Annotated in this window: 21 protein-coding genes and 3 tRNA genes; 20 read left to right on the top strand and 4 right to left on the bottom strand. The window is 65.9% G+C overall.

What is annotated here, in order from left to right:
- The first annotated feature begins 179 nt into the window (after nucleotides 1-179).
- The 3 genes from ACWF5H_RS18135 to ACWF5H_RS18125 all read left to right on the top strand — a co-directional run bounded on the left by ACWF5H_RS18135 (nucleotide 180) and on the right by ACWF5H_RS18125 (nucleotide 2902).
- Nucleotides 180-1244 carry a 3-isopropylmalate dehydrogenase gene (locus ACWF5H_RS18135; RefSeq protein WP_452038591.1) on the top strand — a complete coding sequence of 355 codons (1065 nt, stop codon included), beginning with the start codon at nucleotides 180-182 and terminating at the stop codon, nucleotides 1242-1244.
- 65 nt (nucleotides 1245-1309) lie between these two features.
- Entirely contained in the window at nucleotides 1310-2413 is a 1104-nt protein-coding gene (locus tag ACWF5H_RS18130; protein ID WP_452038590.1) for a branched-chain amino acid aminotransferase, read from the top strand.
- A 111-nt stretch (nucleotides 2414-2524) separates the two neighbouring features.
- A complete protein-coding gene (locus ACWF5H_RS18125) occupies nucleotides 2525-2902 on the top strand; it encodes a DUF1304 family protein (RefSeq protein ID WP_364650375.1) in 378 nt (125 codons plus the stop codon).
- Nucleotides 2903-3045: 143 nt separating this feature from the next.
- On the opposite strand, the gene ACWF5H_RS18120 is transcribed toward ACWF5H_RS18125, so the two are convergent.
- Nucleotides 3046-3696, bottom strand: a complete 651-nt coding sequence (locus ACWF5H_RS18120) for a hypothetical protein (RefSeq protein WP_452038589.1) — start codon at nucleotides 3694-3696, stop codon at nucleotides 3046-3048.
- A gap of 76 nt (nucleotides 3697-3772) precedes the next feature.
- Nucleotides 3773-4180 carry a DUF7793 family protein gene (locus ACWF5H_RS18115; protein ID WP_452038587.1) on the bottom strand — a complete coding sequence of 136 codons (408 nt, stop codon included), beginning with the start codon at nucleotides 4178-4180 and terminating at the stop codon, nucleotides 3773-3775.
- A 221-nt stretch (nucleotides 4181-4401) separates the two neighbouring features.
- Here ACWF5H_RS18115 and ACWF5H_RS18110 point away from each other — a divergent pair, with 221 nt between their 5' ends.
- The 10 genes from ACWF5H_RS18110 to ACWF5H_RS18065 all read left to right on the top strand — a co-directional run bounded on the left by ACWF5H_RS18110 (nucleotide 4402) and on the right by ACWF5H_RS18065 (nucleotide 12821).
- Nucleotides 4402-5184, top strand: a complete 783-nt coding sequence (locus ACWF5H_RS18110; RefSeq protein ID WP_452038586.1) for an MBL fold metallo-hydrolase — start codon at nucleotides 4402-4404, stop codon at nucleotides 5182-5184.
- 51 nt (nucleotides 5185-5235) lie between these two features.
- A complete protein-coding gene (locus ACWF5H_RS18105; protein ID WP_127511563.1) occupies nucleotides 5236-6009 on the top strand; it encodes a fumarylacetoacetate hydrolase family protein in 774 nt (257 codons plus the stop codon).
- Between the two features lie 5 nt (nucleotides 6010-6014).
- The gene (locus tag ACWF5H_RS18100; protein WP_364650389.1) at nucleotides 6015-6215 is read left to right on the top strand and encodes a hypothetical protein; all 201 of its coding nucleotides are present in this window, start codon (nucleotides 6015-6017) and stop codon (nucleotides 6213-6215) included.
- 54 nt (nucleotides 6216-6269) lie between these two features.
- A complete protein-coding gene (gene gltX / locus ACWF5H_RS18095) occupies nucleotides 6270-7769 on the top strand; it encodes a glutamate--tRNA ligase (protein WP_452038583.1) in 1500 nt (499 codons plus the stop codon).
- 146 nt (nucleotides 7770-7915) lie between these two features.
- Nucleotides 7916-7987, top strand: a tRNA-Gln gene (locus ACWF5H_RS18090).
- 62 nt (nucleotides 7988-8049) lie between these two features.
- Nucleotides 8050-8122, top strand: a tRNA-Glu gene (locus tag ACWF5H_RS18085).
- Nucleotides 8123-8173: 51 nt separating this feature from the next.
- Nucleotides 8174-8249: transfer RNA gene (locus ACWF5H_RS18080), tRNA-Glu, on the top strand.
- Between the two features lie 104 nt (nucleotides 8250-8353).
- Nucleotides 8354-10144, top strand: a complete 1791-nt coding sequence (locus tag ACWF5H_RS18075; RefSeq protein ID WP_452038616.1) for a dynamin family protein — start codon at nucleotides 8354-8356, stop codon at nucleotides 10142-10144.
- The gene (locus ACWF5H_RS18070) at nucleotides 10141-11751 is read left to right on the top strand and encodes a GTPase (RefSeq protein WP_452038582.1); all 1611 of its coding nucleotides are present in this window, start codon (nucleotides 10141-10143) and stop codon (nucleotides 11749-11751) included. Before ACWF5H_RS18075 ends, ACWF5H_RS18070 begins: the two co-directional genes overlap by 4 nt.
- An 86-nt stretch (nucleotides 11752-11837) precedes the next feature.
- Nucleotides 11838-12821 (top strand): thiamine-phosphate kinase, encoded by a 984-nt coding sequence (locus tag ACWF5H_RS18065; RefSeq protein ID WP_452038614.1) that lies wholly within the window; start codon nucleotides 11838-11840, stop codon nucleotides 12819-12821.
- Between the two features lie 7 nt (nucleotides 12822-12828).
- Here the strand turns inward: ACWF5H_RS18065 and ACWF5H_RS18060 are convergent, their stop codons facing one another.
- A complete protein-coding gene (locus ACWF5H_RS18060; protein ID WP_241915089.1) occupies nucleotides 12829-13548 on the bottom strand; it encodes an IclR family transcriptional regulator in 720 nt (239 codons plus the stop codon).
- 149 nt (nucleotides 13549-13697) lie between these two features.
- Between ACWF5H_RS18060 and leuC the strand changes: the two genes are divergently transcribed.
- The 6 genes from leuC to ACWF5H_RS18030 all read left to right on the top strand — a co-directional run bounded on the left by leuC (nucleotide 13698) and on the right by ACWF5H_RS18030 (nucleotide 20292).
- Nucleotides 13698-15164, top strand: coding sequence for a 3-isopropylmalate dehydratase large subunit (gene leuC, locus ACWF5H_RS18055; protein ID WP_452038580.1), 1467 nt, complete (start codon nucleotides 13698-13700; stop codon nucleotides 15162-15164).
- Nucleotides 15165-15179: 15 nt separating this feature from the next.
- Nucleotides 15180-15779: a 3-isopropylmalate dehydratase small subunit gene (leuD, locus tag ACWF5H_RS18050; protein ID WP_364650404.1), complete on the top strand. Its 600-nt coding sequence runs from the start codon at nucleotides 15180-15182 to the stop codon at nucleotides 15777-15779.
- A 225-nt stretch (nucleotides 15780-16004) separates the two neighbouring features.
- Nucleotides 16005-17321: a UDP-N-acetylglucosamine 1-carboxyvinyltransferase gene (murA, locus tag ACWF5H_RS18045; protein WP_452038578.1), complete on the top strand. Its 1317-nt coding sequence runs from the start codon at nucleotides 16005-16007 to the stop codon at nucleotides 17319-17321.
- 6 nt (nucleotides 17322-17327) lie between these two features.
- Entirely contained in the window at nucleotides 17328-18113 is a 786-nt protein-coding gene (locus tag ACWF5H_RS18040) for a lysophospholipid acyltransferase family protein (protein WP_452038577.1), read from the top strand.
- Nucleotides 18110-19144, top strand: a complete 1035-nt coding sequence (locus tag ACWF5H_RS18035; protein ID WP_452038576.1) for an NAD(P)H-dependent glycerol-3-phosphate dehydrogenase — start codon at nucleotides 18110-18112, stop codon at nucleotides 19142-19144. Before ACWF5H_RS18040 ends, ACWF5H_RS18035 begins: the two co-directional genes overlap by 4 nt.
- Nucleotides 19141-20292, top strand: coding sequence for a D-alanine--D-alanine ligase family protein (locus ACWF5H_RS18030; protein ID WP_452038575.1), 1152 nt, complete (start codon nucleotides 19141-19143; stop codon nucleotides 20290-20292). The genes ACWF5H_RS18035 and ACWF5H_RS18030 overlap by 4 nt, the downstream gene beginning before the upstream one ends.
- A 151-nt stretch (nucleotides 20293-20443) precedes the next feature.
- Here the strand turns inward: ACWF5H_RS18030 and ACWF5H_RS18025 are convergent, their stop codons facing one another.
- Complete coding sequence (locus tag ACWF5H_RS18025) at nucleotides 20444-20923, bottom strand: DUF3515 domain-containing protein (RefSeq protein ID WP_364650417.1); 480 nt, start codon at nucleotides 20921-20923, stop codon at nucleotides 20444-20446.
- A 135-nt stretch (nucleotides 20924-21058) separates the two neighbouring features.
- Here ACWF5H_RS18025 and ACWF5H_RS18020 point away from each other — a divergent pair, with 135 nt between their 5' ends.
- Complete coding sequence (locus tag ACWF5H_RS18020; protein ID WP_452038573.1) at nucleotides 21059-22093, top strand: LCP family protein; 1035 nt, start codon at nucleotides 21059-21061, stop codon at nucleotides 22091-22093.
- Nucleotides 22094-22102 lie beyond the last annotated feature (9 nt).

Here is a 22102-nt window from a genome sequence, read left to right as displayed (position 1 = left end):
GGCTACGGGCAGCGGTCAGCGGGCCGGCTGGTCGCCCATCGACTATTCAGCAGGCGGCCCTCTCGGCTCTGAAGGGCCTCCTGCTGAATAGTCGATGAGCCGGGGCCCGTGTCCCGGTTCGCATTTCACATAATGGGACGGTTTGCCCAGAATGTGGACGCCCTCCCTAAAATGATTCCATGAGCGCAGCAACTAAGGCATTCTCCCTGGCAGTCATCCCCGGCGACGGCATCGGTCCGGAGGTCGTGGCGGAGGCGGTGAAGGTGCTCGAGGCGGCAACTGCCGGCGGCGATGCCACCTTCGAGCTGACCGAGTACCCGCTGGGCGCCGAGCACTGGCTGGCCACCGGCGAGACCCTGCCCGAGGAAACGCTGGAGCAGCTCCGCAAGCATGACGCCATCCTGTTCGGCGCCGTCGGTGCCGCCCCCGGCGACACCCGCATCCCGTCCGGCATCATCGAACGCGAGATGCTGCTCAAGCTGCGCTTCTCGCTGGATCACTACGTGAACCTGCGCCCGGCCAAGCTGCTGCCCGGGGTGGCCAGCCCGCTGGGGAACCCGGGCGAGGTGGACTTCGTCGTCGTCCGTGAAGGCACCGAAGGTCCGTACGTGGGCAACGGCGGTGCGCTGCGGGTGGGCACGCCGCACGAAATTGCCACCGAGGTTTCGGTCAATACCGCCCACGGCGTGGAGCGAGTGGTCCGCGACGCCTTCCGCCGCGCCTCCGGCCGCCGCAATAAGCTCACGCTGGTGCACAAGCACAACGTGCTGGTCTACGCCGGCCACCTGTGGCGCCGCACCGTGGAGACCGTCGGCGCGGAGTTCCCGGACGTCGCCGTCGACTACCTGCACATCGACGCGGCCACCATCTTCATGGTCACCGACCCGGCGCGCTTCGACGTGATCGTCACGGACAACCTGTTCGGCGACATCATCACCGACCTCGCCGCGGCGATCACCGGCGGCATCGGCCTGGCCGCGTCGGGCAACATCAACATGGACCGCACCGCGCCGTCGATGTTCGAACCGGTCCACGGCTCGGCGCCGGACATCGCCGGCCAGCAGAAGGCCGACCCCACGGCGGCCATCCTGTCCGTGGCGCTGCTGCTGGAGCACCTGGGCCTTGCCGACGCCGCCGCCCGCGTGCAAAAGGCGGTGGAGGACGACGTCGCAGCCCGGGGGAGTGCCTCCCGCACCACTGCGGAAATCGGCGATGCCATCAGTGCCGCTTTGGCAGTAGGCTAGTTAGCGGCTACTAACCAAAACCATTTATTGACGCACAAGGGCGTGCCCTCACCGCGGAGGAACCCATGACTGAAACCCTCGAATTCACCCAGCAGCTTTCGGACCGTCCGAAGAGTGCAGAGGAGCGCGCCGCCATTTTGGCGAACCCGGGCTTCGGCAAACACTTTACGGACCACACTGCGGTGGTCGACTACAAGGTCGGCCCCGACGGCAACGGCGGCTGGTCGAATGCGCGGATCGAGCCCTACGGGCCCATCATGATGGATCCGGCCGCTGCGGTGCTGCACTATGGCCAGGAGATTTTTGAGGGCCTGAAGGCCTACCAGCACGACGACGGATCCGTCTGGACCTTCCGCGCGGAGGCCAACGCCGCCCGGCTCAACACCTCGGCCCGCCGGCTGGCGCTGCCGGAACTGCCTGAAGAGACCTTCATCGAGTCGCTGCGCCAGTTGGTCTCCACGGACAAGGCCTGGGTTCCCACGGGCGACGGCGAGGCGCTGTACCTGCGCCCGTTCATGATCGCCACCGAGGCGTTCCTGGGCGTGCGCCCGGCCCACGAGGTTTCCTACCGCGTGATCGCTTCGCCGGCCGGCAACTACTGGGGCGGCGAGCTTAAGCCGGTGTCCATCTGGCTCTCCGACCGCTACTCCCGCGCCGGTGAGGGCGGCACCGGCGAGGCCAAGTGCGGCGGCAACTACGCCGCGTCGCTGGCCGCCCAGCTGGAAGCCGAAGCCAACGGCTGCCAGCAGGTGCTCTTCTTGGACAAGTTCAACGACAACGCCATCGAGGAACTCGGCGGCATGAACGTGTTCTTCGTCTTCCAGGACGGCAGCCTGGTCACGCCGGAACTCAACGGCCACATCCTGCACGGCGTCACCCGCTCCTCGGTAATCGAGCTGGCCAAGGACCGCGGCCTGGACGTGCAGGAGCGCAAGATCACCATCGACGAATGGCGCGACGGCGTGGCCGCCGGCGACATCACCGAGGCCTTCGCCTGCGGCACCGCCGCAGTGATCACCCCGATCGGCGAGCTGAAGGCGGACGGCTGGTCCATTGCGTCGCCGAGCGCCGGCTCCGGCGAAGTTGCCATGTCCATCCGGGAGGAACTGCTCGGCATCCAGACCGGCGCGGTGGAGGACTCGCGCGGCTGGCTCACCCGCCTGGCGTAGGCTGGCTCACCCGCCTGGCGTAGGCCGGCTCAACCGCCTGGCGTAGGCCGGCTCACCAGGCTGGCCTGAGCATCGCTTCCCTTCCGCGGCCGTCCGGGCCACACTGGGTCCATGACCGGGGTGGCCTACCTGCTTGCCGTGATCTTCGGCCTGGTGCTGATCGCCGTCGGGATCGCGGAGGCGTTCTACTTCCGTGACCCGCGCTTCCACAAGCTGTTCCTGATCCGGCCGCAGGACGTGGCAGCGGTCCGGCTCTGGACCATCAACCTGGGTTTCTACAACATGCTCTGGGGGCTGGTCCTCATCGCCGGGGTCTTCATCGCCGCCGGCGGCAGGACGGCCATCGGCGAGACGATGATCGTCTTCACCTGCATCACCCACGTGATCCTTGGCGCGGTGCTGTGGTTCACCGAACGCCGCCTCTGGCAGAGTGCCCTGGCCCAGGCTATCCTGCCGCTGATCGTCCTCCTCCTGCTGTTTCTGTTCTGACCCAGGAAGAGAACGACGGCGGGGTGAGCCCTTTCGGAGGAACCCCGTCTTCCGGACCGGCCAGCCTTGAGGAGGACGCCCGCCGTCGGGACGGGCTGCCGTCGGGACGGGCCCGCCTTGAGGAGGACGCCCCGCCAGTGTGGCTACCGCTTCCGGGCAGCGGCCTTGCGCTCGGCGGCCTTCCGGGCCTTCTTGGATACCGGCTTCAGCGCCTTGCGCTCCGCTTCTTCGGCGGCAATCCGGTTCTTCCGGGCATCCACCAGATCGTTCCAGAGCGCGGAGGCGAAGCTGCCGCCGTCGCGCTCGTAGACCTGGTACGGGAAGGACGCGAAGATTCCGGCCGGCGAGGCAGCACCGGGAAGGTCCTTCCCGCTCTTCAGCGCGTAGACGTCGCCGAGTGCCCACGTCTCCGACAGGTAGCGGGCCAGGTTTCCGCGAATGAACGCATTTGCATCCGCGGCGTCCGCAGCCTGCTCCAGCAAGATCTGCTGCCGTGCCGCCAGCATGCCCGATGCAGCGTTGGAGAGGTCCGCACCGCCTTCCGCCGCGGCCTCAAGTTCCGCGGTGAATTCGTTGACCGCGTTTTCCCAGTCGGTCGTCTCGCGGTTCTTCTGCCATGTGGGGAACCAAACGATGTCCCCGTTGGCATGGTTGTGGATGTGCTGCATCCCGCTATTGCGCTCGGCCGCGGCGTGGTCATGCTCGGCCTCGTCGTACTCGGCCAGCAGTTCCGCCAGCGAGACGGTGTTCCTTGGTTTTCGCCATGGAGAATTCTTCCTATCGTGCAGCAGCAATGGTTCCCTCAGGGCAACCCCGCTGCACGCGAACTAATTCCGCCATGAATCCTGCCACACGCGCCGGTGCCTGCAGCTAGACGACGCTCCCGTCGACCTCCAGGGTGGGCAGGCGTTCGGCATGAGCTGCCAGCCAGGTGCGGGCTTCGGCCTCGTCGTCGAAGTATCGGGAGCAACCGTCATCGGCGAATATCCGCAGGAAAAAGTTCCCCAGCACGCGGTCTACCGGCCCACTGCCGAGCACCGCCACCGCGAGTGAGGGCGTAAAGGTGTGGGCGATCAACCGCACCTCCGCGGTCGCCCAGCGCACGCCGGCCATCTTCAGCAGTATCACCACCCGCCGCTCGCCGACCAGGTCGAAGAGACGGTCAACTACCTGCTGCGCCAGCTCGGCGCTGACGCTGAGACCGCGGTGGAGCGTCAGCACCAGCAGCCCGTCGTCGTCCAGTTGCACATCGTAGGTTGAGTGAACTTCCTCCAGCACCGATTCCCCCGTCCGGCCGGTGATGTGCCCATCCGCCAGCCATCGTCTTGCCGCCCTCAGCGGCAGTGCAGGCCCCTAGCCTATGCGACCGATGTCACATTCCGCACGATCTGGGGGAATATGAATCGAATCCTTCATATTGCGCGAATGTTACGACGGCGGAGCGCGCCCTCGGGTGAGCAACTCTGCGGCGCGGGGCCGGGGGGTGCGAGGATGGCTCTGTGACCGCTGAACAGAATTCCGCCCTCGTCCGCAGCAGCGAACTGACCCGCTACCGGTTGGCCCCGAACCCGGGTCCCATGAGTCTGGACGGCACGCAGTCGTATCTGATCGCGGCTCCGGAGAGCAGGGGAGTGGTGGTGGTGGATCCGGGTCCGCTGGATGAGGTGCATCTGGCCGAATTGGCGGCCGCCGGTGACGTGGAGCTTGTCCTGATCACCCACCACCACATCGACCACACCGAGGCCAGCGAGCGTTTCCATGACCTGACCGGCGCTCCGGTGCGGGCGCTGGATGCCGCGCTCTGCTTCGGTGCAGAACCGCTGAGTGACGGCGAGGTGATCCGGGCTGCCGGCGTCGATATCCACGTTCTGGCCACGCCGGGGCACACGGCCGACTCGGTCAGTTTCCAGCTGCCTGCCGACGGCCCACACGGCTCGGTACTCACCGGCGACACCATCCTGGGGCGCGGGACCACCATCATCGCCTATCCGGACGGCCGGCTCGGCCCCTACCTGGAGTCGCTGGCGCGGCTGGAGATCCTCGGCCCGGCCACGGTATTGCCGGCCCACGGCGGCACGCTGCCGGACCTCTCGGCGATCTGCCGTGAGTACGCCAGCCACCGGCAGCTACGGCTGGACCAGATCCGCTCCGCCCTCGAGCAGCTCGGTGCCGACGCCAGCGTCGATGACGTCACCGACCACGTCTACACAGACATCGACGCCGCCGTCCGCCTTGCCGCCGAAGCCTCCGTCGCGGCCCAACTGGAGTACCTGCGCGGCTGACCGGATTGTTCCGCTTGGAATCCGTGCACTCGCAACCAGTAGGCTAAACGCATGCGTATAGCCCGGTTTGTCCTCGATTCTGACCCCCAGTACGGCATCGTCGAAGGCGAGGAGGGTAGCGAGCAGGTCACCGTCATCGCCGGTGACCCGTTCTTCAACGGTGTCCAGCCCACGGGAGCCCGGCACAAGCTTGAGGACGTCCGCCTGCTGGCTCCGATCATCCCGCGCAGCAAGGTGATCGGCATCGGCCGCAACTACGCCGAACACATCAAGGAAATGGGCAACGAGACCCCGGCCGCACCGCTGATGTTCCTCAAGCCCAACACATCGGTGATCGGCCCGAACGAGCCGCTGGTGCTGCCCGAGTTCTCCGACGAGGTCTCCTACGAAGCGGAACTCTGCGTGATCATTGGACGGATCTGCAAGGACGTCCCGGTGGAGCGGGTGGACGATGTCATCTTCGGCTACACCTGCGGCAACGACCTCACCGCACGCGACGCGCAGCGCACCGACAATCAGTGGGCCCGCGCCAAGGGCTTCGACGGCTCGGCCCCGCTCGGTCCGTGGATCGAAACCGAACTGGACACCGAAGACCTGGCCATCCGTGGCCGGCTCGACGGCGAACTCAAGCAGGACGGGAACACCTCGCAGATGATCTGGGGCGTCAAGGAACTGGTCTCCTATGCCTCCCAGGCCTTCACACTGTTGCCCGGCGACGTGATTATGACCGGCACCCCCTCCGGCGTCGGCACCATCGAAGCCGGCCAGCGCTACGAGGTGGAGATCGAGGGCATCGGCACGCTCTCGAACACGGCCCGCCGCTGATCTTCATGCGTGCCAGCCGCCGGTCGTTCGCAGTCTTTGCGCTCGGTTCGCTGGCTACCTTTTCCGTGGCTGCCCGTGCCACGCACTATCTGGGCGGCCCCGGCTGGCTCACGGCAACCTTCCTCGCCGTCGGAATCCTGTTGGCGCTCTTTTACCTGTATCGGCTCATCTCCTCCTGGCTGGGCCGAAGCAGGCGCCCGGAATAGCGGCTGCTCGACCGGAACAGGGGACTGGCGCGGCAGACTAAACTGGATGCCATCATGACTAATGCTGCTGCCATTCCCACTGTCGACGACGAAACTCCTGTCCGCGTACGCTTCTGCCCGTCTCCCACGGGCACCCCGCACGTGGGCCTGATCCGTACCGCGCTGTTCAACTGGGCCTATGCCCGGCACACCGCCGGCACCATGGTGTTCCGGATCGAGGACACCGATGCTGCCCGCGACAGCGAGGAAAGCTACCAGCAATTGCTGGAGGCCATGAAGTGGCTGGGCATTGACTGGGACGAGGGTGTTGAAGTCGGGGGCCCGCACGCGCCCTACCGGCAGTCCCAGCGCGGGGACATCTACCAAGATGTGATTGCCAAGCTCAAAGAGCACGGCCACGTCTACGAGTCCTACTCCACCCCGGAGGAGGTCGAGGAGCGGCACCGCGCCGCTGGCCGCGACATCAAGCTCGGCTACGACAACTTCGACCGGCACCTGACGCCGGAGCAGATCGCTGCTTTCAAGGCGGAAGGCCGCGAGCCGGTGCTGCGGGTGCAGATGCCGGACGAAGACATCACGTTCGCGGACCTGGTCCGCGGCGAGATCACGTTCAAGGCCGGCAGCGTCCCGGACTTCGTGGTAGTTCGGGCGAATGGCAAACCGCTCTACACGCTGGTCAATCCGGTCGACGACGCGCTGATGGGCATTACCCACGTGCTGCGCGGGGAAGATTTGCTCTCTTCGACGCCGCGTCAGATCGCGCTCTACCGGGCGTTGGTAGACATCGGCGTCGCCCGCTACATGCCGCTGTTCGGCCACTTGCCGTACGTGATGGGCGAAGGCAACAAGAAGCTGTCCAAGCGTGATCCGGAGTCCAACCTCTTCCTTCACCGCGAACGCGGCTTCATCCGCGAGGGGCTGCTGAACTACCTGTCGCTGTTGGGGTGGTCGCTGTCCGCTGACGAGGACATCTTTACCGTTGACCAGTTGGTGGAGAACTTCGACATCCACGACGTGCTAGCCAATCCTGCCCGGTTCGACCTGAAAAAGGCCGAAGCCATCAACGGCACGCACGTCCGGTTGCTGGAACCGGGTGACTTCAAGCTCCGGTTGGTGCCCTACCTGCAGCACGCCGGCTTGGTCGGCGAAATGCTGAACGAACGTGAGCAGATGATTCTGGCGGATGCCGCGCCACTGGTCCAGGAGCGCATCACGCTGCTGGGCGAAGCGCCGGAGATGCTCGCCTTCCTGTTCAAGAACGACGACGAGATCGACGTCGCGCAAGACGCCCGCAAGGGGCTGCCGGAGAACCTCACCGAGGCCCTGGACGCCGCGTTGGCGGCGCTGGAGCCGGTCCAAGAGTGGACGGCCGAGAACATTCAGGCGGCGCTGCGTGCGGCCCTGGTCGATGGCCTGGGGCTTAAGCCCAGGCTGGCCTTCGGCCCGGTCCGGACAGCTGTCTCGGGCCGGCGCATCTCTCCGCCGTTGTTCGAGTCCATGGTGATCCTCGGCAAGGAGTCCTCGCTGGCCCGGCTAAAGTCGTTCCGCGGCTAAGCCTGAATCGGAGCAGCGCGCGCGGTCCAGCCGTCCGTTTGCTGCTCGTTTTGCACTTTCGAGCAGGCATCCGGTAAAGTAATTACTCGTGCTGAGGCGCTAAGGAATGGGCGAAAGCCCGTTTTCATCGGCTCCGAAAGTGCCATTGGGATATGGTGTAATTGGCAACACAACGGTTTCTGGTACCGTCATTCTAGGTTCGAGTCCTGGTATCCCAGCGCTACGGCCTCCGCTCTGCGGGGGCTGGATTGTGCGGAGGCAAAACTCCAAACAAACCTACGGCCCCATCGTATAGCGGCCTAGTACGCCGCCCTCTCACGGCGGTAACGCGGGTTCGAATCCCGCTGGGGTCACTGTCCTAGCAGGACAAGGCAGCACCGGCCTTTCAACAGTGCAAGCTATGCGGCCCCATCGTATAGCGGCCTAGTACGCCGCCCTCTCACGGCGGTAACGCGGGTTCGAATCCCGCTGGGGTCACCAACAACCGGTCCCGGACATCATGTCCGGGGCCGGTTTTTGCATGCCGGGAGATGTGCGTCCCGCAGCGGCCGGGGTCCGCATGGTTGACCGCTTCTGCTGGCATGATGGGGAGCGTGACCAGCATGTTGCCCGAGGGCCAGGACAGGGGAGCGGCGGACGCCGTCGCGCTCTTGGAAGAAAGCCGCGGCACGCTTGAGTTGTTGGACTTGCCGCTGGACGTCCCGGGCGCCGTCGAGGCACGCGCCGCAATCCGCGCGGCCGTTGCCCAGTTGGACGACTATATTTTGCCCCGCTACCGCAGGCTGGAAGCGCCGCTGCTGGCGGTGGTGGGAGGCTCGACCGGCGCCGGAAAGTCAACGCTGGTGAACGCGCTGGCCGGATACCCGGCGACGCGTGCGGGCGCCATCCGGCCCACCACCCGGCAGCCCGTCCTGTTGCATCATCCGAGCGATGCTGGCTGGTTTACCGACCGGAGGATCCTGCCCGGCCTCAGTAGGATCACCGGAACACCCGCACATGCCGCGCCCGAGGCGCACACCGGCGGGGCAGAGCAGGCAGCCGAGCCCGCGGGGACCTCACTGGTGTTGCTCGCGGACCGAAGCATACCCGCAGGCGTTGCGGTGCTCGACGCACCGGATATTGATTCCATCTCCGACGACAACCGACGGCTGGCCGGTCAACTGCTGGCGGCGGCGGATCTATGGATTTTCGTCACCACGGCCAACCGCTACGCGGACGCAGTGCCGTGGGCGCTGCTACTGGACGCCGCACAACGGGACATCGAGGTCGCAGTCGTGCTGGACCGGGTACCGGCGGACGTTGAACTGGAGGTCCGCACCGACTTGGCCGGACTGCTGCAGCGACAGGGGCTCGCCGCCGCCAAGCTGTTCGTCATCTACGAGTCCACGCTGGACGGGCAGGGCATGCTGCCGGCCGGGGCCGTGGATCCGATCCGCGCATGGCTCGAGGAGCTCGCCGCCGATGCTTCCAGCCGTGCCGATATTGCCCGCCGCACGCTCGGTGGGGCCGTGCGCTCGCTGGCCGGCACCGTCCGGGCAGCAGCCGTCGCAGCCGACGATCAATACGCCGCCAGCCAGAGGCTGCGCAAGATTGTCGATCGGGCCTATGAAGCAGCCACCGTTCAGGCCCTCGCGGCGACGCAGGACGGGACGCTGCTGCGCGGCGAGGTGTTGGCCCGGTGGCAGGACTTTGTCGGAACCGGGGAATTCTTCCGCGGCATCGAGAGTGGAATAGGCCGGCTGCGGGACCGGATCGGCGCGTTCTTCTCCGGTAAGCCGGCCCCCTCGGTGGTGGTCGAGGCGGCCATCGAGTCCGGACTGCAGGCCGTCGTCGTCGAGGCCGCGGCCAAGGGGGCGGAGCAAGCCGACCTGGGCTGGCGGGTGGATCCGGCCGGGCAGGGCCTGCTCGGAGGCGGCGACCTGTCCACTCCCAGCGCAGGATTCTCGGCCGAAGTGGCGCGGGAGATCCGGGCGTGGCAGACGGAACTGCTGGATCTGATCCGCAGCGAGGGCGAGGACAAGCGGTTCACCGCGCGCATGCTCTCCTTTGGAGTCAATGGGCTCGGGGTGGCCCTGATGGTGGTGATCTTCGCGGCGACCGGCGGGCTGACGGGTTTGGAAATCGGCGTTGCCGGCGGCACAGCCGTGGTGGGCCAGAAGCTGCTCGAAGCCGTCTTCGGCGAGGACGCCGTCCGCAGGCTGGCCCGCAAGGCCCGCTCCCAGCTGGAGAACCGCACACGCAGGCTGATGGACGCTGAAGCGGAGCGCTTCCTGTCCAGGGTCCCGCCGCAGGAGCAGCAAGCCGAGGCGATGCGCTTACTGGCGGAGAAATTGCACGCTGTGGGAAGCACACCGGACCGGGAGGCACCGGAATGAGCCGGCACCGGGGGAAGCCCGAAGCATCCGTGTTGGAGGCGCGGCTGGAGGCCTTGAACTCGGCTGCCGAACTGGCCGAGGGCGTGCTGCCGACAGCGGACTTCGCGCCGATCAACGATGTCCTGGAACGCGCCAGCACCCGTCGCTCGTTGTCCGCCGAACACACCGTCGTCGGGTTTTTCGGAGCGACGGGCAGCGGCAAGTCCTCCCTGTTCAACGCCGTATCCGGAACCCATCACGCCACCGTGGCTGCACGCCGTCCGACCACCTCGGAGACGCTGGCCGGCATTTGGGGAACGGCCGGCAGCGAGCCGCTGCTGGATTGGCTGCAGGTGGCCCACCGGCACTTCGTTGCCGATGAGTCGCTGGGCGGACATGGCGGCCTGATCCTGCTGGACCTGCCCGACTTTGATTCCACCGCCGTCGAGCATCGCGAGATTGTGCAGCGCCTCGCGGGGCAAGTGGACGTCTTGGTCTGGGTCCTGGATCCGCAGAAGTACGCCGATGCCGCTGTGCACCACGGCTTCCTGCGGCCGCTGGCATCCCACGGGGCGGTGACCCTGGTGGTGCTGAACCAGGTGGACCGGTTGGCAGAGAACCAACTGCAACCCGTCTTGGCATCGCTCAAGGACATCCTGGTCCAGGACGGGCTGGACCGGGCAGATGTCTATCCTGTCTCCGCCCGGACCGGCGCCGGCGTCGACGAGCTCAAGGCGGCGATTACCGCGTTCGCCGACCAGCGGCAGGCGGCAACCAACCGGCTCGTCGCCGATGTCCGCAACGCGGCCCACTCGCTGGACCTGCATCTTGGCTCGGAACCGGCCGGCGTCAGTAAGCCAGCCCGCACGGAACTGGCTGACCAGCTCTCGCAGGCCGCGGGCGTTGATGCGATCGGCGACGCCGTCGCCACGTCCTACCGCCGCCAGTCGCACGCCCGGACGGGATGGCCGGTGGTCCGCTGGCTGGGGAAGCTGCGCCGGGACCCGCTCAAGCGGCTCAACCTGGACCGCAAAGACGTCAGCCCGATGCTCAATCGTTCGTCGATGCCGGCGCCGGGCCCGGCCCAACAGGCGCAGGCCGACAACGCGGTACGGCAGTTCGCCGACCGAGCCGGCGAAGGAGCCAGCGCCCCGTGGCGCGCGGCCATTCGCCGGGCCGCACGGTCCGGAGAGGACACGCTCCCGGACGACTTGGACCAAGCCCTGGCCCGCACCGACCTGCGCTCTGACCGGGGGTCCTGGTGGTGGCCCGTCTTCGGCGTGATTCAATGGTGCGCCTTGGCGGCCGCCTTGGCCGGAGCACTATGGCTGCTGGGCATCGCGGCGCTGGGATACTTCCAGTTCCCGGTGCCGGAAACCCCCAGGGTGGAGGGCTTCCCCGTGCCCACCTTGCTGCTGGCCGCCGGGATCCTCGCAGGGGTGCTGCTGGCGCTGGCATCCGGCCTGATATCGCGCCTCGTCGCCAGATCCAGGGCAGCAAGGGCACGACGGCGGCTGCGCGCCTCCGTGGCGCAGGTTGCGGAAGAGCGGATCGTCCAGCCTGTGGAGCAGGCCGTCGCCCTGTACAAGGAATTCCGGCAGGCGGTAGCGGCGGCGGCCGGAGACTGACGCCGTCGGAAAGCCGCGTCACCCACGCGAAGCTCGAAGCGGACCTGTAATGACAAGGGAGAATTGCAAGATTGGCCGATGAACTGATGATCAACGACCTGGATGAGGGATCACTGCTGGAGAGGATCTTCCCCCGTCTCGGCCCCGCCAACGTCCCGGTCGGCCCCGGCGACGATGCCGCCGTTATCGACGCACCGGATGCCCGGACCGTCATTTCGATCGATACGTTGGTCCAGGACCAGGACTTCCGGCTCGAGTGGCCCTCGGGATACCGGACCACCGGCTACGACGTCGGTTGGAAATCCGTGGCACAGAACCTCTCGGACATCAATGCCATGGGGGCCGTGCCCACGGCTTTAGTCATCAGCCTTACCCTGCCTGGTTCGACGCCGGTGGCGTGGGTCGAGGATCTGGCCGACGGTGTGGCCGAGGCGATCCGGAAACTTGGTGCGGACCGGTGCTCCGTTGTCGGCGGGGATCTGGGTCGGGGCAATGCGCTGGTCGTTACGGCCGCCGTCACCGGCGATCTCGAAGGCCGCCGTCCGGTGCTACGCAGCGGTGCACGCCCGGGCGACGTCGTGGCCGTGGCCGGAACGCTGGGGAAGGCGGCGGCTGGATTGCGCCTGCTCGACGGCAAGCACTCTATCGCCGAGGCCAAGGCTTCGCTGCGGGCGCTGGCGACTATCCAGTCCCGGCCCGAGCCACCGCTGCATGCTGGCCCGGCGGCCGCCAAGGCGGGAGCCACCGCCATGATGGACATTTCGGACGGCTTGCTCCGCGACGCAGCCCGGCTGGCCCGTGCAAGCGCCGTCTCGGTGGACTTTTTCGCGGCAGCGCTGCAGGACTTTGTTGAACCGCTGGGCGAGGCGGGTGCCTTGCTGGGAGCCGACCCGATGGAATGGGTACTCGGCGGCGGCGAAGACCATGGCCTGCTGTGCACCTTCCCGGCAGCGGTGGCCCTACCGGACGGATTCGTGGCAGTCGGTGCGGTCCGTAAAAGCAGATCGGTTCCGGCGACCCTGGACGGCGCCGCCGTCCAGGCCATTGGCTGGGACCACTTCGGGGGTTGAAAGGCAGCTAGTCGTTGGTCTTTCGCAGGGCTTCGGTGAGTTGGGCGGCAGCGTTGCAGACTACCTCGGCATGCAGCCTGCCGGGCTGCCGGGTCAGCCGCTCGATCGGGCCGGAAATGGAAACAGCGGCGATGACGCGCCCCGATGGTCCGCGCACCGGCGCCGAGACCGACGCCACTCCGGGCTCACGCTCGCCGAGGCTTTGGCCCCAGCCGCGGCGGCGCACGCCGGCGAGCACCGTCGGGGTGAAGCGTGCCCCATGCAGACCCTCCAGCAGCCGTTCGTGGTCTTCCCACGCCAGCAGGACCTGGGCGGCGGAGCCGGCCTTCATCGAGAGCTGCGTCCCCACCGGAATGGTGTCCCGCAGGCCAATCGGCCGTTCCGCCGAGGCCACGCAGACGCGAGCGTCGCCTTGCCGCCGGAAGACCTGCGCGCTTTCGCCGGTAGCGTCGCGAAGATTCATCAGGACCGGGCCCGCCGCCGCAATGAGGCGATCTTCGCCGGCAGCGGCGGCGAGTTCCACCAGCCTGCTGCCCAACACGAACCTGCCCTGCATGTCCCGGCTGACCAGCCGGTGGTGGACCAAGGCCAAGGCAAGCCGATGAGCCGTTGGCCGGGCCAGGCCGGTGGCTGCCACCAACTGGGCCAGCGAGGTTGGTCCGGCCTCGAGGGTGTCGAGCACCATGGCCGCTTTGTCGATGACGCCGACACCACTAGGATTGTCCATAGAATGATACTGTCATCTCACTATTTGAGATGCAAGTCGTTTCGCTGGCGGGATTCGAGCCCGTACTGGAAGAGTTGAATCACACACTTAAAGCAGGTCTCCCGCTGGGAGACACCACCTGCATTGGTAATTGATGGAGGGATCTGGCCATGGCCGATAACACTGCGGGCAGGACGCTCGCTGAAAAGGTCTGGGAGGCGCACGTGGTGCGCCGCGGCGACGGGGAAGGCACAGCCCGCCAGCCCGACCTCCTCTTCATCGACCTGCACTTGGTGCACGAAGTCACCTCTCCGCAGGCCTTCGAGGGCCTGCGGCTGGCGGGCCGCAAGCTGCGTCGACCGGATCTGACCATCGCCACCGAGGACCACAACACTCCCACGCTGGACATCGACAAGCCGATTGCCGACCTGACCAGCCGGACCCAGATCGAGACGCTGCGCTCCAATTGCCGGGAATTCGGCGTCCGCCTGCACTCGCTCGGCGATGCCGAGCAGGGTATTGTCCACGTCGTCGGTCCCCAGCTGGGGCTCACCCAGCCGGGCATGACAGTGGTGTGCGGCGACTCCCATACCTCCACGCACGGCGCATTCGGCGCGCTGGCCTTCGGCATCGGAACGTCCGAGGTGGAACACGTCATGGCCACCCAGACGCTGTCGCTGAAGCCGTTCAAGACGATGGCGATCAACGTCGAGGGCACGCTGCGTCCCGGGGTCACGGCCAAGGACATCATCCTGGCCGTCATCGCCAAGATCGGCACCGGCGGCGGGCAGGGCTACGTGCTGGAATACCGTGGCTCCGCCATCCGCGCGCTGAGCATGGAAGCCCGGATGACCATCTGCAACATGTCCATCGAAGCGGGCGCCCGCGCCGGCATGGTGGCGCCGGATCAGACCACCTTCGAATACCTCAAGGGCCGTCCGCACGCACCCGCAGGCGCCGACTGGGAGGCTGCCGTCGAGTACTGGCAGACGCTGCACACTGAGGATGACGCAGAATTCGACGCCGAAGTCTATCTGGATGCCAACACCTTGGAGCCTTTCGTCACCTGGGGCACCAACCCAGGGCAGGGTGTGTCGTTGTCCGAGGCGGTGCCGTCGCCGGACGACTTTGCCGACGAGAACGCCAAGGCCGCGGCGGAACGTGCGCTGGCCTACATGGGGCTCGAGGCGGGCACGCCGATGAAGGAGATCCCGGTGGACACCGTGTTCCTGGGCTCCTGCACCAACAGCCGGATCGAGGACCTGCGCATCGCCGCGGACATCATCCGCGGCCGGCAAAAGGCGCCGAATGTGCGAATGATGGTGGTCCCCGGGTCGGCGCGCGTCCGGCTCGAAGCCGAAGCCGAAGGGCTGGACCAGGTGTTCAAGGAGTTCGGTGCCGAGTGGCGGTTCGCCGGCTGCTCCATGTGCCTGGGCATGAACCCGGACCAGTTGGCTCCGGGGGAGCGCTGCGCCTCCACTTCCAACCGCAACTTCGAAGGCCGGCAAGGCAAGGGCGGCCGGACCCATCTGGTCTCGCCGGTTGTTGCTGCCGCCACGGCGGTGCGCGGCACTCTGAGCTCGCCCTCGGATCTGGATCCAGCCACTAACGACGCCGCCACGCGGTCTGCTGCCTAAGGAGCCTGAAGCACCATGGAGAAGTTCACCACCCATACCGGCATCGGCGTTCCCCTGCGGCAGTCCGATGTGGACACCGACCAGATCATCCCGGCGGTGTACCTCAAGCGGATCACCCGGACCGGCTTCGAGGATGCCCTGTTCGCCGGCTGGCGCAAGAACGACGATTTCATCCTGAACCAAGAACCGTTCAACCGCGGTTCCGTTCTGGTGGCCGGCCCCGACTTCGGCACCGGTTCCTCGCGCGAACACGCCGTCTGGGCCCTGAAGGACTACGGGTTCCGCGTAGTGCTCTCGTCCCGGTTCGCGGATATCTTCCGCGGGAACTCCGGCAAGCAGGGCCTGCTGGCGGCCGAGGTGGCGCAGGATGACATCGAGCTGATCTGGAAGGAGCTCGAGAACCATCCGGGTACCGAGATCACGGTGGATCTGGACGCGAAGACCGTCATCTGCGGAACCATCACCGCTCCGTTCGAGATCGACGACTACACCCGCTGGCGGTTGCTCGAAGGTCTGGACGATATCGGCCTGACCCTGCACCATGAGGCGGAAATCACCTCCTACGAGGCCAGCCGGCCATCGTGGAAGCCGAAGACGCTTCCCGCCAAGGTCTGACCGCAGGCATCCTGCACCGGATCGGCGCTCTTGAGGGAACTGCAACAGTTCTTTCAAGGGCGCCGATTTGCGTGAATGACCCGCATTATGTAAGTCCGCCGTCGGCGCACAGAAAGCCACGGGACGCGCGGTCCGTTTATTTCGGAATGGTCACGGATTGCCAATATGCTTAGCTGAGCCCTAGGCCCAGTCCGGCGTTAAACTAGTTTGAGGAAACAGGTATTCATGGCAAGTGTTTTGACCATTCGTGGTGGCGTACCCCTGACGGGAAAGGTCTCCGTCCGTGGTGCCAAGAACCTGGTTCCCAAAGCGATGGTCGCCTCCTTGCTCGCCAGCGATGCCTCGGTCCTCCGGAATGTGCCCGAGATCAGGGACGTGGAGATCGTCACCAGCCTGCTGCGCCTGCACGGCGTGGAGGTTTCCAAAGACCCGGTAACCGGTGACCTGACGCTGGATCCCACCCACGTCAAGACGGCCCAGATGAAGGACATCGACGCGCACGCCGGTGATTCCCGGATCCCGATTCTCTTCTGCGGCCCCCTGATCCACGCCATCGGCGAGGCATTCATCCCCGATCTGGGCGGCTGCCGCATCGGCGACCGTCCCATCGACTACCACCTCGAGGTGCTGCGCCAGTTCGGTGCCATCGTGGACAAGCGTCCCGGTGGCATCTCCATCTCGGCGCCCAGAGGATTGAAGGGCGCCAAGCTGACGCTGCCGTATCCCAGCGTCGGGGCCACCGAACAGGTTCTGCTGACAGCAACCAGGGCCGAGGGGATCACGGAGCTCAGCGGTGCTGCCATCGAACCGGAGATCATGGATCTGATCGCCGTGCTGCAGAAGATGGGCGCCATCATCTCTGTCCAGACGGACCGTGTCATCCGCATTGAGGGCGTGCCGGAACTGGTTGGTTTCAACCACCGCGCCCTGCCCGACCGCAACGAGGCGGCCTCCTGGGCATCGGCGGCGCTGGTCACCAAGGGCGACATCTACGTTGAAGGCGCGAACCAAGGCGATCTCACTGCGTTCCTGAACACCTACCGCAAGATCGGTGGGGCCTTTGATATCGACGATGACGGCATCCGGTTCTACCACCCAGGCGGGAGCCTGTCGCCGCTGGTGCTCGAGACCGACGTGCACCCAGGGTTCATGACGGACTGGCAACAGCCTCTGGTGGTTGCCCTGACCCAGGCGGAAGGCGTCTCGATTGTGCACGAGACGGTCTACGAGAACCGGTTCGGCTTCACCGAAGCCTTGATCCGGATGGGGGCGAACATCCAGGTTCACCGCGAATGCCTCGGCAGCATTCCGTGCCGCTTCGGCCAACGGAATTTCCTGCATTCTGCCGTCATCTCCGGCCCTACTCAGCTCTCCGGTGCGGAAATTGACGTTCCCGACCTCCGTGGCGGATTCAGCCACTTGATCGCCGCACTGGCTGCCACCGGAACCTCCCGGGTCACCGGCATCGAACTCATCAATCGCGGCTACGAGCACTTCCAGTCGAAGCTGGAAGGCCTCGGCGCGGACTTCGACGTCGAGTAGGCAGCGATGGGAGCAGCTACCAAAGAGCGTGTGGTCATCGGTATCCTGGCCGGCGTAGTCCGGCCGGTCTTGAACCTGGTCTTGCGGCGCAACTGGTCAGGAACCGAAAATTTCCCCAGCAACCAGGGAATCATCGTCTGTCCCAACCACAACACGGAGATTGATCCGCTGGTAGTGGGCCACTATGTCTATAACCAAGGCATCCTGCCGCATTTTCTGGCCAAGGCCTCGCTGTTCAAGATTCCGGTGGTAGGCCAGCTGTTGTCCGGGGCCCGCCAGATTCCGGTCGAACGGAGCAGCTCGGGCGCTAACCGTTCCTTGGAAATCTCCCGCGAAGTGCTGGATGAAGGCGGCGCCGTCATCATCTATCCGGAAGGCACGCTGACGCGGGACCCGAATCTGTGGCCCATGCGCGGGCACACGGGGGCCGCCCGGCTCGCACTGCAGACCGGAGCGCCGGTCATCCCGGTGGCACATTGGGGAGCCAACGACTTGCTGCCCCGTTATGCCAAGAAACCTAGCCTTTTCCCGCGCAAGACCGCTCATGTCGTGGCCGGGTCCCCGGTCGATCTGTCGGAGTTCGGCGGCATGCCGATCACCAAGACAGTGCTCGACGCCGCAACGAATAGGATTATGGACAGCATCACTGCGCTGCTGGCTGAGGTGCGCGGCGAAGAACCCCCTGCTGTCCGCTGGGATCCTTCCGCACACGGGCAGAAATCGACCGGCCGGGACTTCGGTGCCGGTCCTGCGGTGCATACGGAAGAAATCCCGCCAGAGGAGAAGTTGTGAGCGAACGCCCCGACCTGCCTGCAACCATTGCAGTTCTCGGAGCAGGAAGCTGGGGCACTACCTTCGCCAAGGTAGTTGCTGACGCACACCCCGAGGTCGTGGTTCGGCTGTGGGCGCGGCGCCCCGAGGTGGCAGAGGAAATTAATACTCAACACCGGAACGCGAAATACCTCAAAGACATCGTCCTGCCCGGCAACGTGGTTGCTTCCGCTGATGTAGCCGACGTCGTCCTGAATGCACCGCTGGTAGTGCTGGCCGTCCCGGCCCAGACGCTCCGGCCGCAGCTGGCCTCCTGGAAACCCTTGCTGGATCCGGAGGCAGTGGTGGTTTCGCTCATGAAGGGGTTGGAGCGCGGCAGCGACGCACGCATGAGCGAAGTGATCAAGGAAGAGCTGGGGCTGTCCGACGACCGCGTGGCAGTCATCTCCGGCCCCAACCTGGCCATGGAGATCGCGCGCAAGGAACCGACCGCGTCCGTGGTGGCCTGCACGGATGAAGATGTGGCGCAGTGGATCGCCCGGCTTTGCACTGCGGCTTATTTCCGCCCGTATACCAATCCGGACGTCACCGGCGTCGAAATCGGCGGCATCGTCAAAAACGTCATTGCTTTGTGCGTGGGTATCTGCGACGGCAAGGGCATGGGCGACAACACCAAGGCCACGGTCATCACCCGCGGACTCGCCGAGACCACGCGCCTCACCCTGGCCCTGGGCGGAGACGTGCAGACCATGGCCGGCCTGGCCGGACTGGGCGACCTCGTCGCCACCTGCTCATCGCCGCTGTCCCGCAACCATACTGCCGGCCGCTTGCTGGGCGAGGGGCTGACGCTTGATGAAGTGTCCGAACAGATGACCCAGACTGCCGAAGGCATCAAATCCGGCCGAGCGGTGCTGGATCTGGCCACAAAGCTCGGTGTCGACATGCCGATTACCGAGGCGGTGGTGGCCGTCCTCGAGGGGGAGATCGCCGTCGAGGAACTGGCCCCACGGCTCTTGGCCCGTGAACTCAAATCCGAAGGTGAGCTGCAGTGAACCACGAATCCAGCCCGGCTGCGCCGGAGTCAACAGCCGGCCGCAAGCCCCGCGTGGCGGTACTTTTCGGCGGACGCTCCAGCGAGCATTCGGTCAGCTGCGTCACCGCAGCAGGCGTCCTGGGCGCCATCGACAAGGACAAGTACGACGTCGTTCCCATCGGTATTGCGCGCAACGGCCAGTGGGTGCAGGTCGCCGATGATCCGGCCCAGTGGTCGCTGGCCTCGGGGGCCATGCCGGAGATTGCCGCGTCCGCAGAACCGGTCATGCTGGCCAGCCGCGACACCGCGCCGGAGCTGGTGGTGGCGCCGGCTGCGCAGGTTCCGCAAAGCCTGGGCAACGTGGACGTGGTGCTACCACTGCTGCACGGACCGTTCGGTGAGGACGGGACTCTGCAGGGTCTGCTGGAGATGGCCGACGTGCGCTACGTCGGCGCCGGCGTGCTGGCCTCGGCGGTGGGCATGGACAAACACTTCATGAAGGTGGTCTTTGAATCGGCCGGCCTCGCTGTGGGACCCTACGTGGTCATCACCGATCGCCAGTGGCAGCAGGACGCCGACGCTGCGCTGCAGCGGGCGGCCTCGCTTCAGTTCCCGGTCTTCGTCAAGCCAGCCCGCGCCGGATCCTCGATGGGGATCACCCGCGTGACCGAGCCATCCGGGTTGCGGTCCGCCATCGAAGCCGCCCGCGAGCACGACCCCAAGGTGGTGGTGGAGGCCGGCATCATCGGTCGGGAGATCGAGGTGGCAGTGCTTCAGGGCCGCGGCACCGAACCGACCCGCGCCAGCCTGCCCGGCGAGATAGCGGTGCAGCCCGGGGAGCACCAGTTCTACGACTTCGAAGCGAAGTACATCGATGGGGCCGCTGCCGCGCTGAGCTGTCCGGCAGATCTGCCGGCGGACGCAACGGACAAGGTCCGGGAGCTTGCCGCCCTGGCGTTTGACGCACTCGGGGGAGAGGGCCTCTCGCGCGTGGACTTCTTCTACACACCCGACGGCGAGCTGATCATCAATGAGATCAACACCATGCCCGGCTTCACGCCCATCAGCATGTACCCGCAGATGTGGGCCAAGTCAGGCCTGCCCTACACCGAACTGATCGACGAACTGCTGTACCTGGCGCTCAACCGCAAGACCGGACTCCGCTAGCCGCCGGTGGCGTTTCGATCACCGGTGGTCGACCAAAGGCGCTTGCGTGTTTCGTCGGTGGTCGACCACCAAAGGCGCTTCAACCGCCGGTGGTCGACCAAAGGCGCTTGCGCCTGCGTGGAGACCCGCCTGCGCGGAGACCCCTGCAGCCCTACAACGTGTCCGAGATGCTCAGGCACTTTCGTTCCTGCGGAATCTCCGAGGCCGCCGCGGACAGATCCATCAGTACGGAACTCTCCGCCACGTCGTCGGGCTTGAAAATCAGTTCCGTGGCCGGCGTGCGCCCGTACGTCGTGGCGGTCCAGTAGCCGTTCTCGCCTTCGCGCAGCACCCAATCCACGTCGTTGACCGAAACGCACTGATCCGTCGTCGGACCGGGAACCTGAACTCCGCAGCGCAGGATCACCTGTGACGGGTCCCCCCAGGCAGCAGTGGCCTGGCTGCTGGTTTCGCGGCGCGGGAAGTCGGCCACGTACTGGGGCAGGATCACCATCATCGGAGCGCAGCCGGGATTGGCAGCATCCGGTGCTGCGTCAACCGTGACCACCGGCGAGCAGGCCGTGAGGGTTCCCAACAATCCGAGCGACAACAGGGCAGCACAACGGAGGCGATTGGGGAAAACACGGGTCATACTGCTAGCGTATCCCGGTCCTTGCAGGCCGCTGGGGCCGCCGTGACGGCGGCCACGCCCAGCGGGGTTCCTGCAAGGGCAAGCCTGCCGCGGGCTTTATCCTATTAGGTAGCCCCTCCCAAGGAAGAGACCTCATTGACTGCTGAACATGACAACGAGTACCGCCCACGGCGGCAGCGCCGCAAGGGCAAGAAAGACCCCATTCGAACGGTCTTCTTCACGCTGTTGGGCATTGTTGTTGTGGCCGCAATTGTTGGAGGTGGCTACATTTTCAACCTCGCCAACTCTTTCAACAGCAAGTCACAGACGATCGAGTCGGCCTTCCCGACCAACCGGGCGGAAAAGGACCCCAACGACAAATCCGTCAACATTCTGCTCATGGGTTCGGACAGCCGCAACACCTCGGGGGAGAACCTCACCGAGACTTCGGATGGCAGCCGGTCGGACACCATGATGCTGATGCACATCCCGGAAAACCGGGAGAGCGTCTACGTCATGTCGATCATGCGTGATACCTGGGTGGACATTCCGGGCCAGGGCGAGCACAAGATCAACGCAGCCATGGCGTTCGGTGGTGTGCCGCTTGTGGTTGAAACCATTGAAGGCATGTTCGAGACCCGCGTCGACCACGTGGCGATCATCGACTTCGCCGGCTTCAAGGAACTCACCGATGCCCTGGGCGGGGTAGAGATCAACAACCCGGCGGCCTTCTCAGCGAATGGCTCGACCGGGGAACACTTCCCGGCGGGCACGCAGACCCTGGACGGCGAATCGGCCCTGTCCTTCGTTCGGGAGCGCAAGGCCTTCAGCGACGGCGACTATCAGCGCGTCCGCAACCAGCAACTCTTCGTCAAAGCTCTGATGTCCGAGTTCCTGACGGCGGAAACGCTGACCAACCCGATCCGCATCAATGAGGTTGTCGACGAATTTTCTCCGTTCGTCAGCGTCGATAATGACTTGAACGCCATGACCGCAGGGTCCTTGGGAGTATCGCTTCGAGACGTGCGTTCAAACGACGTTCAGATGTTTACCCTTCCGACGCTCGGCACCGGCACGTCCGCCGACGGCCAATCGATCGTGGTACCCGATGAGGCGGCCATTGCCGAGATCGCAGATGCCCTGCAGAGCGATAGCCTCGGCGAATACCTGAGCACCGCGGATTTGGAGTAGGTCCACAGC

This window comes from Arthrobacter sp. NPDC055138, from assembly GCF_053607305.1.
Note: the sequence above shows the minus strand (reverse complement) of the source record. Positions and strands in the feature narration are given on the sequence as shown.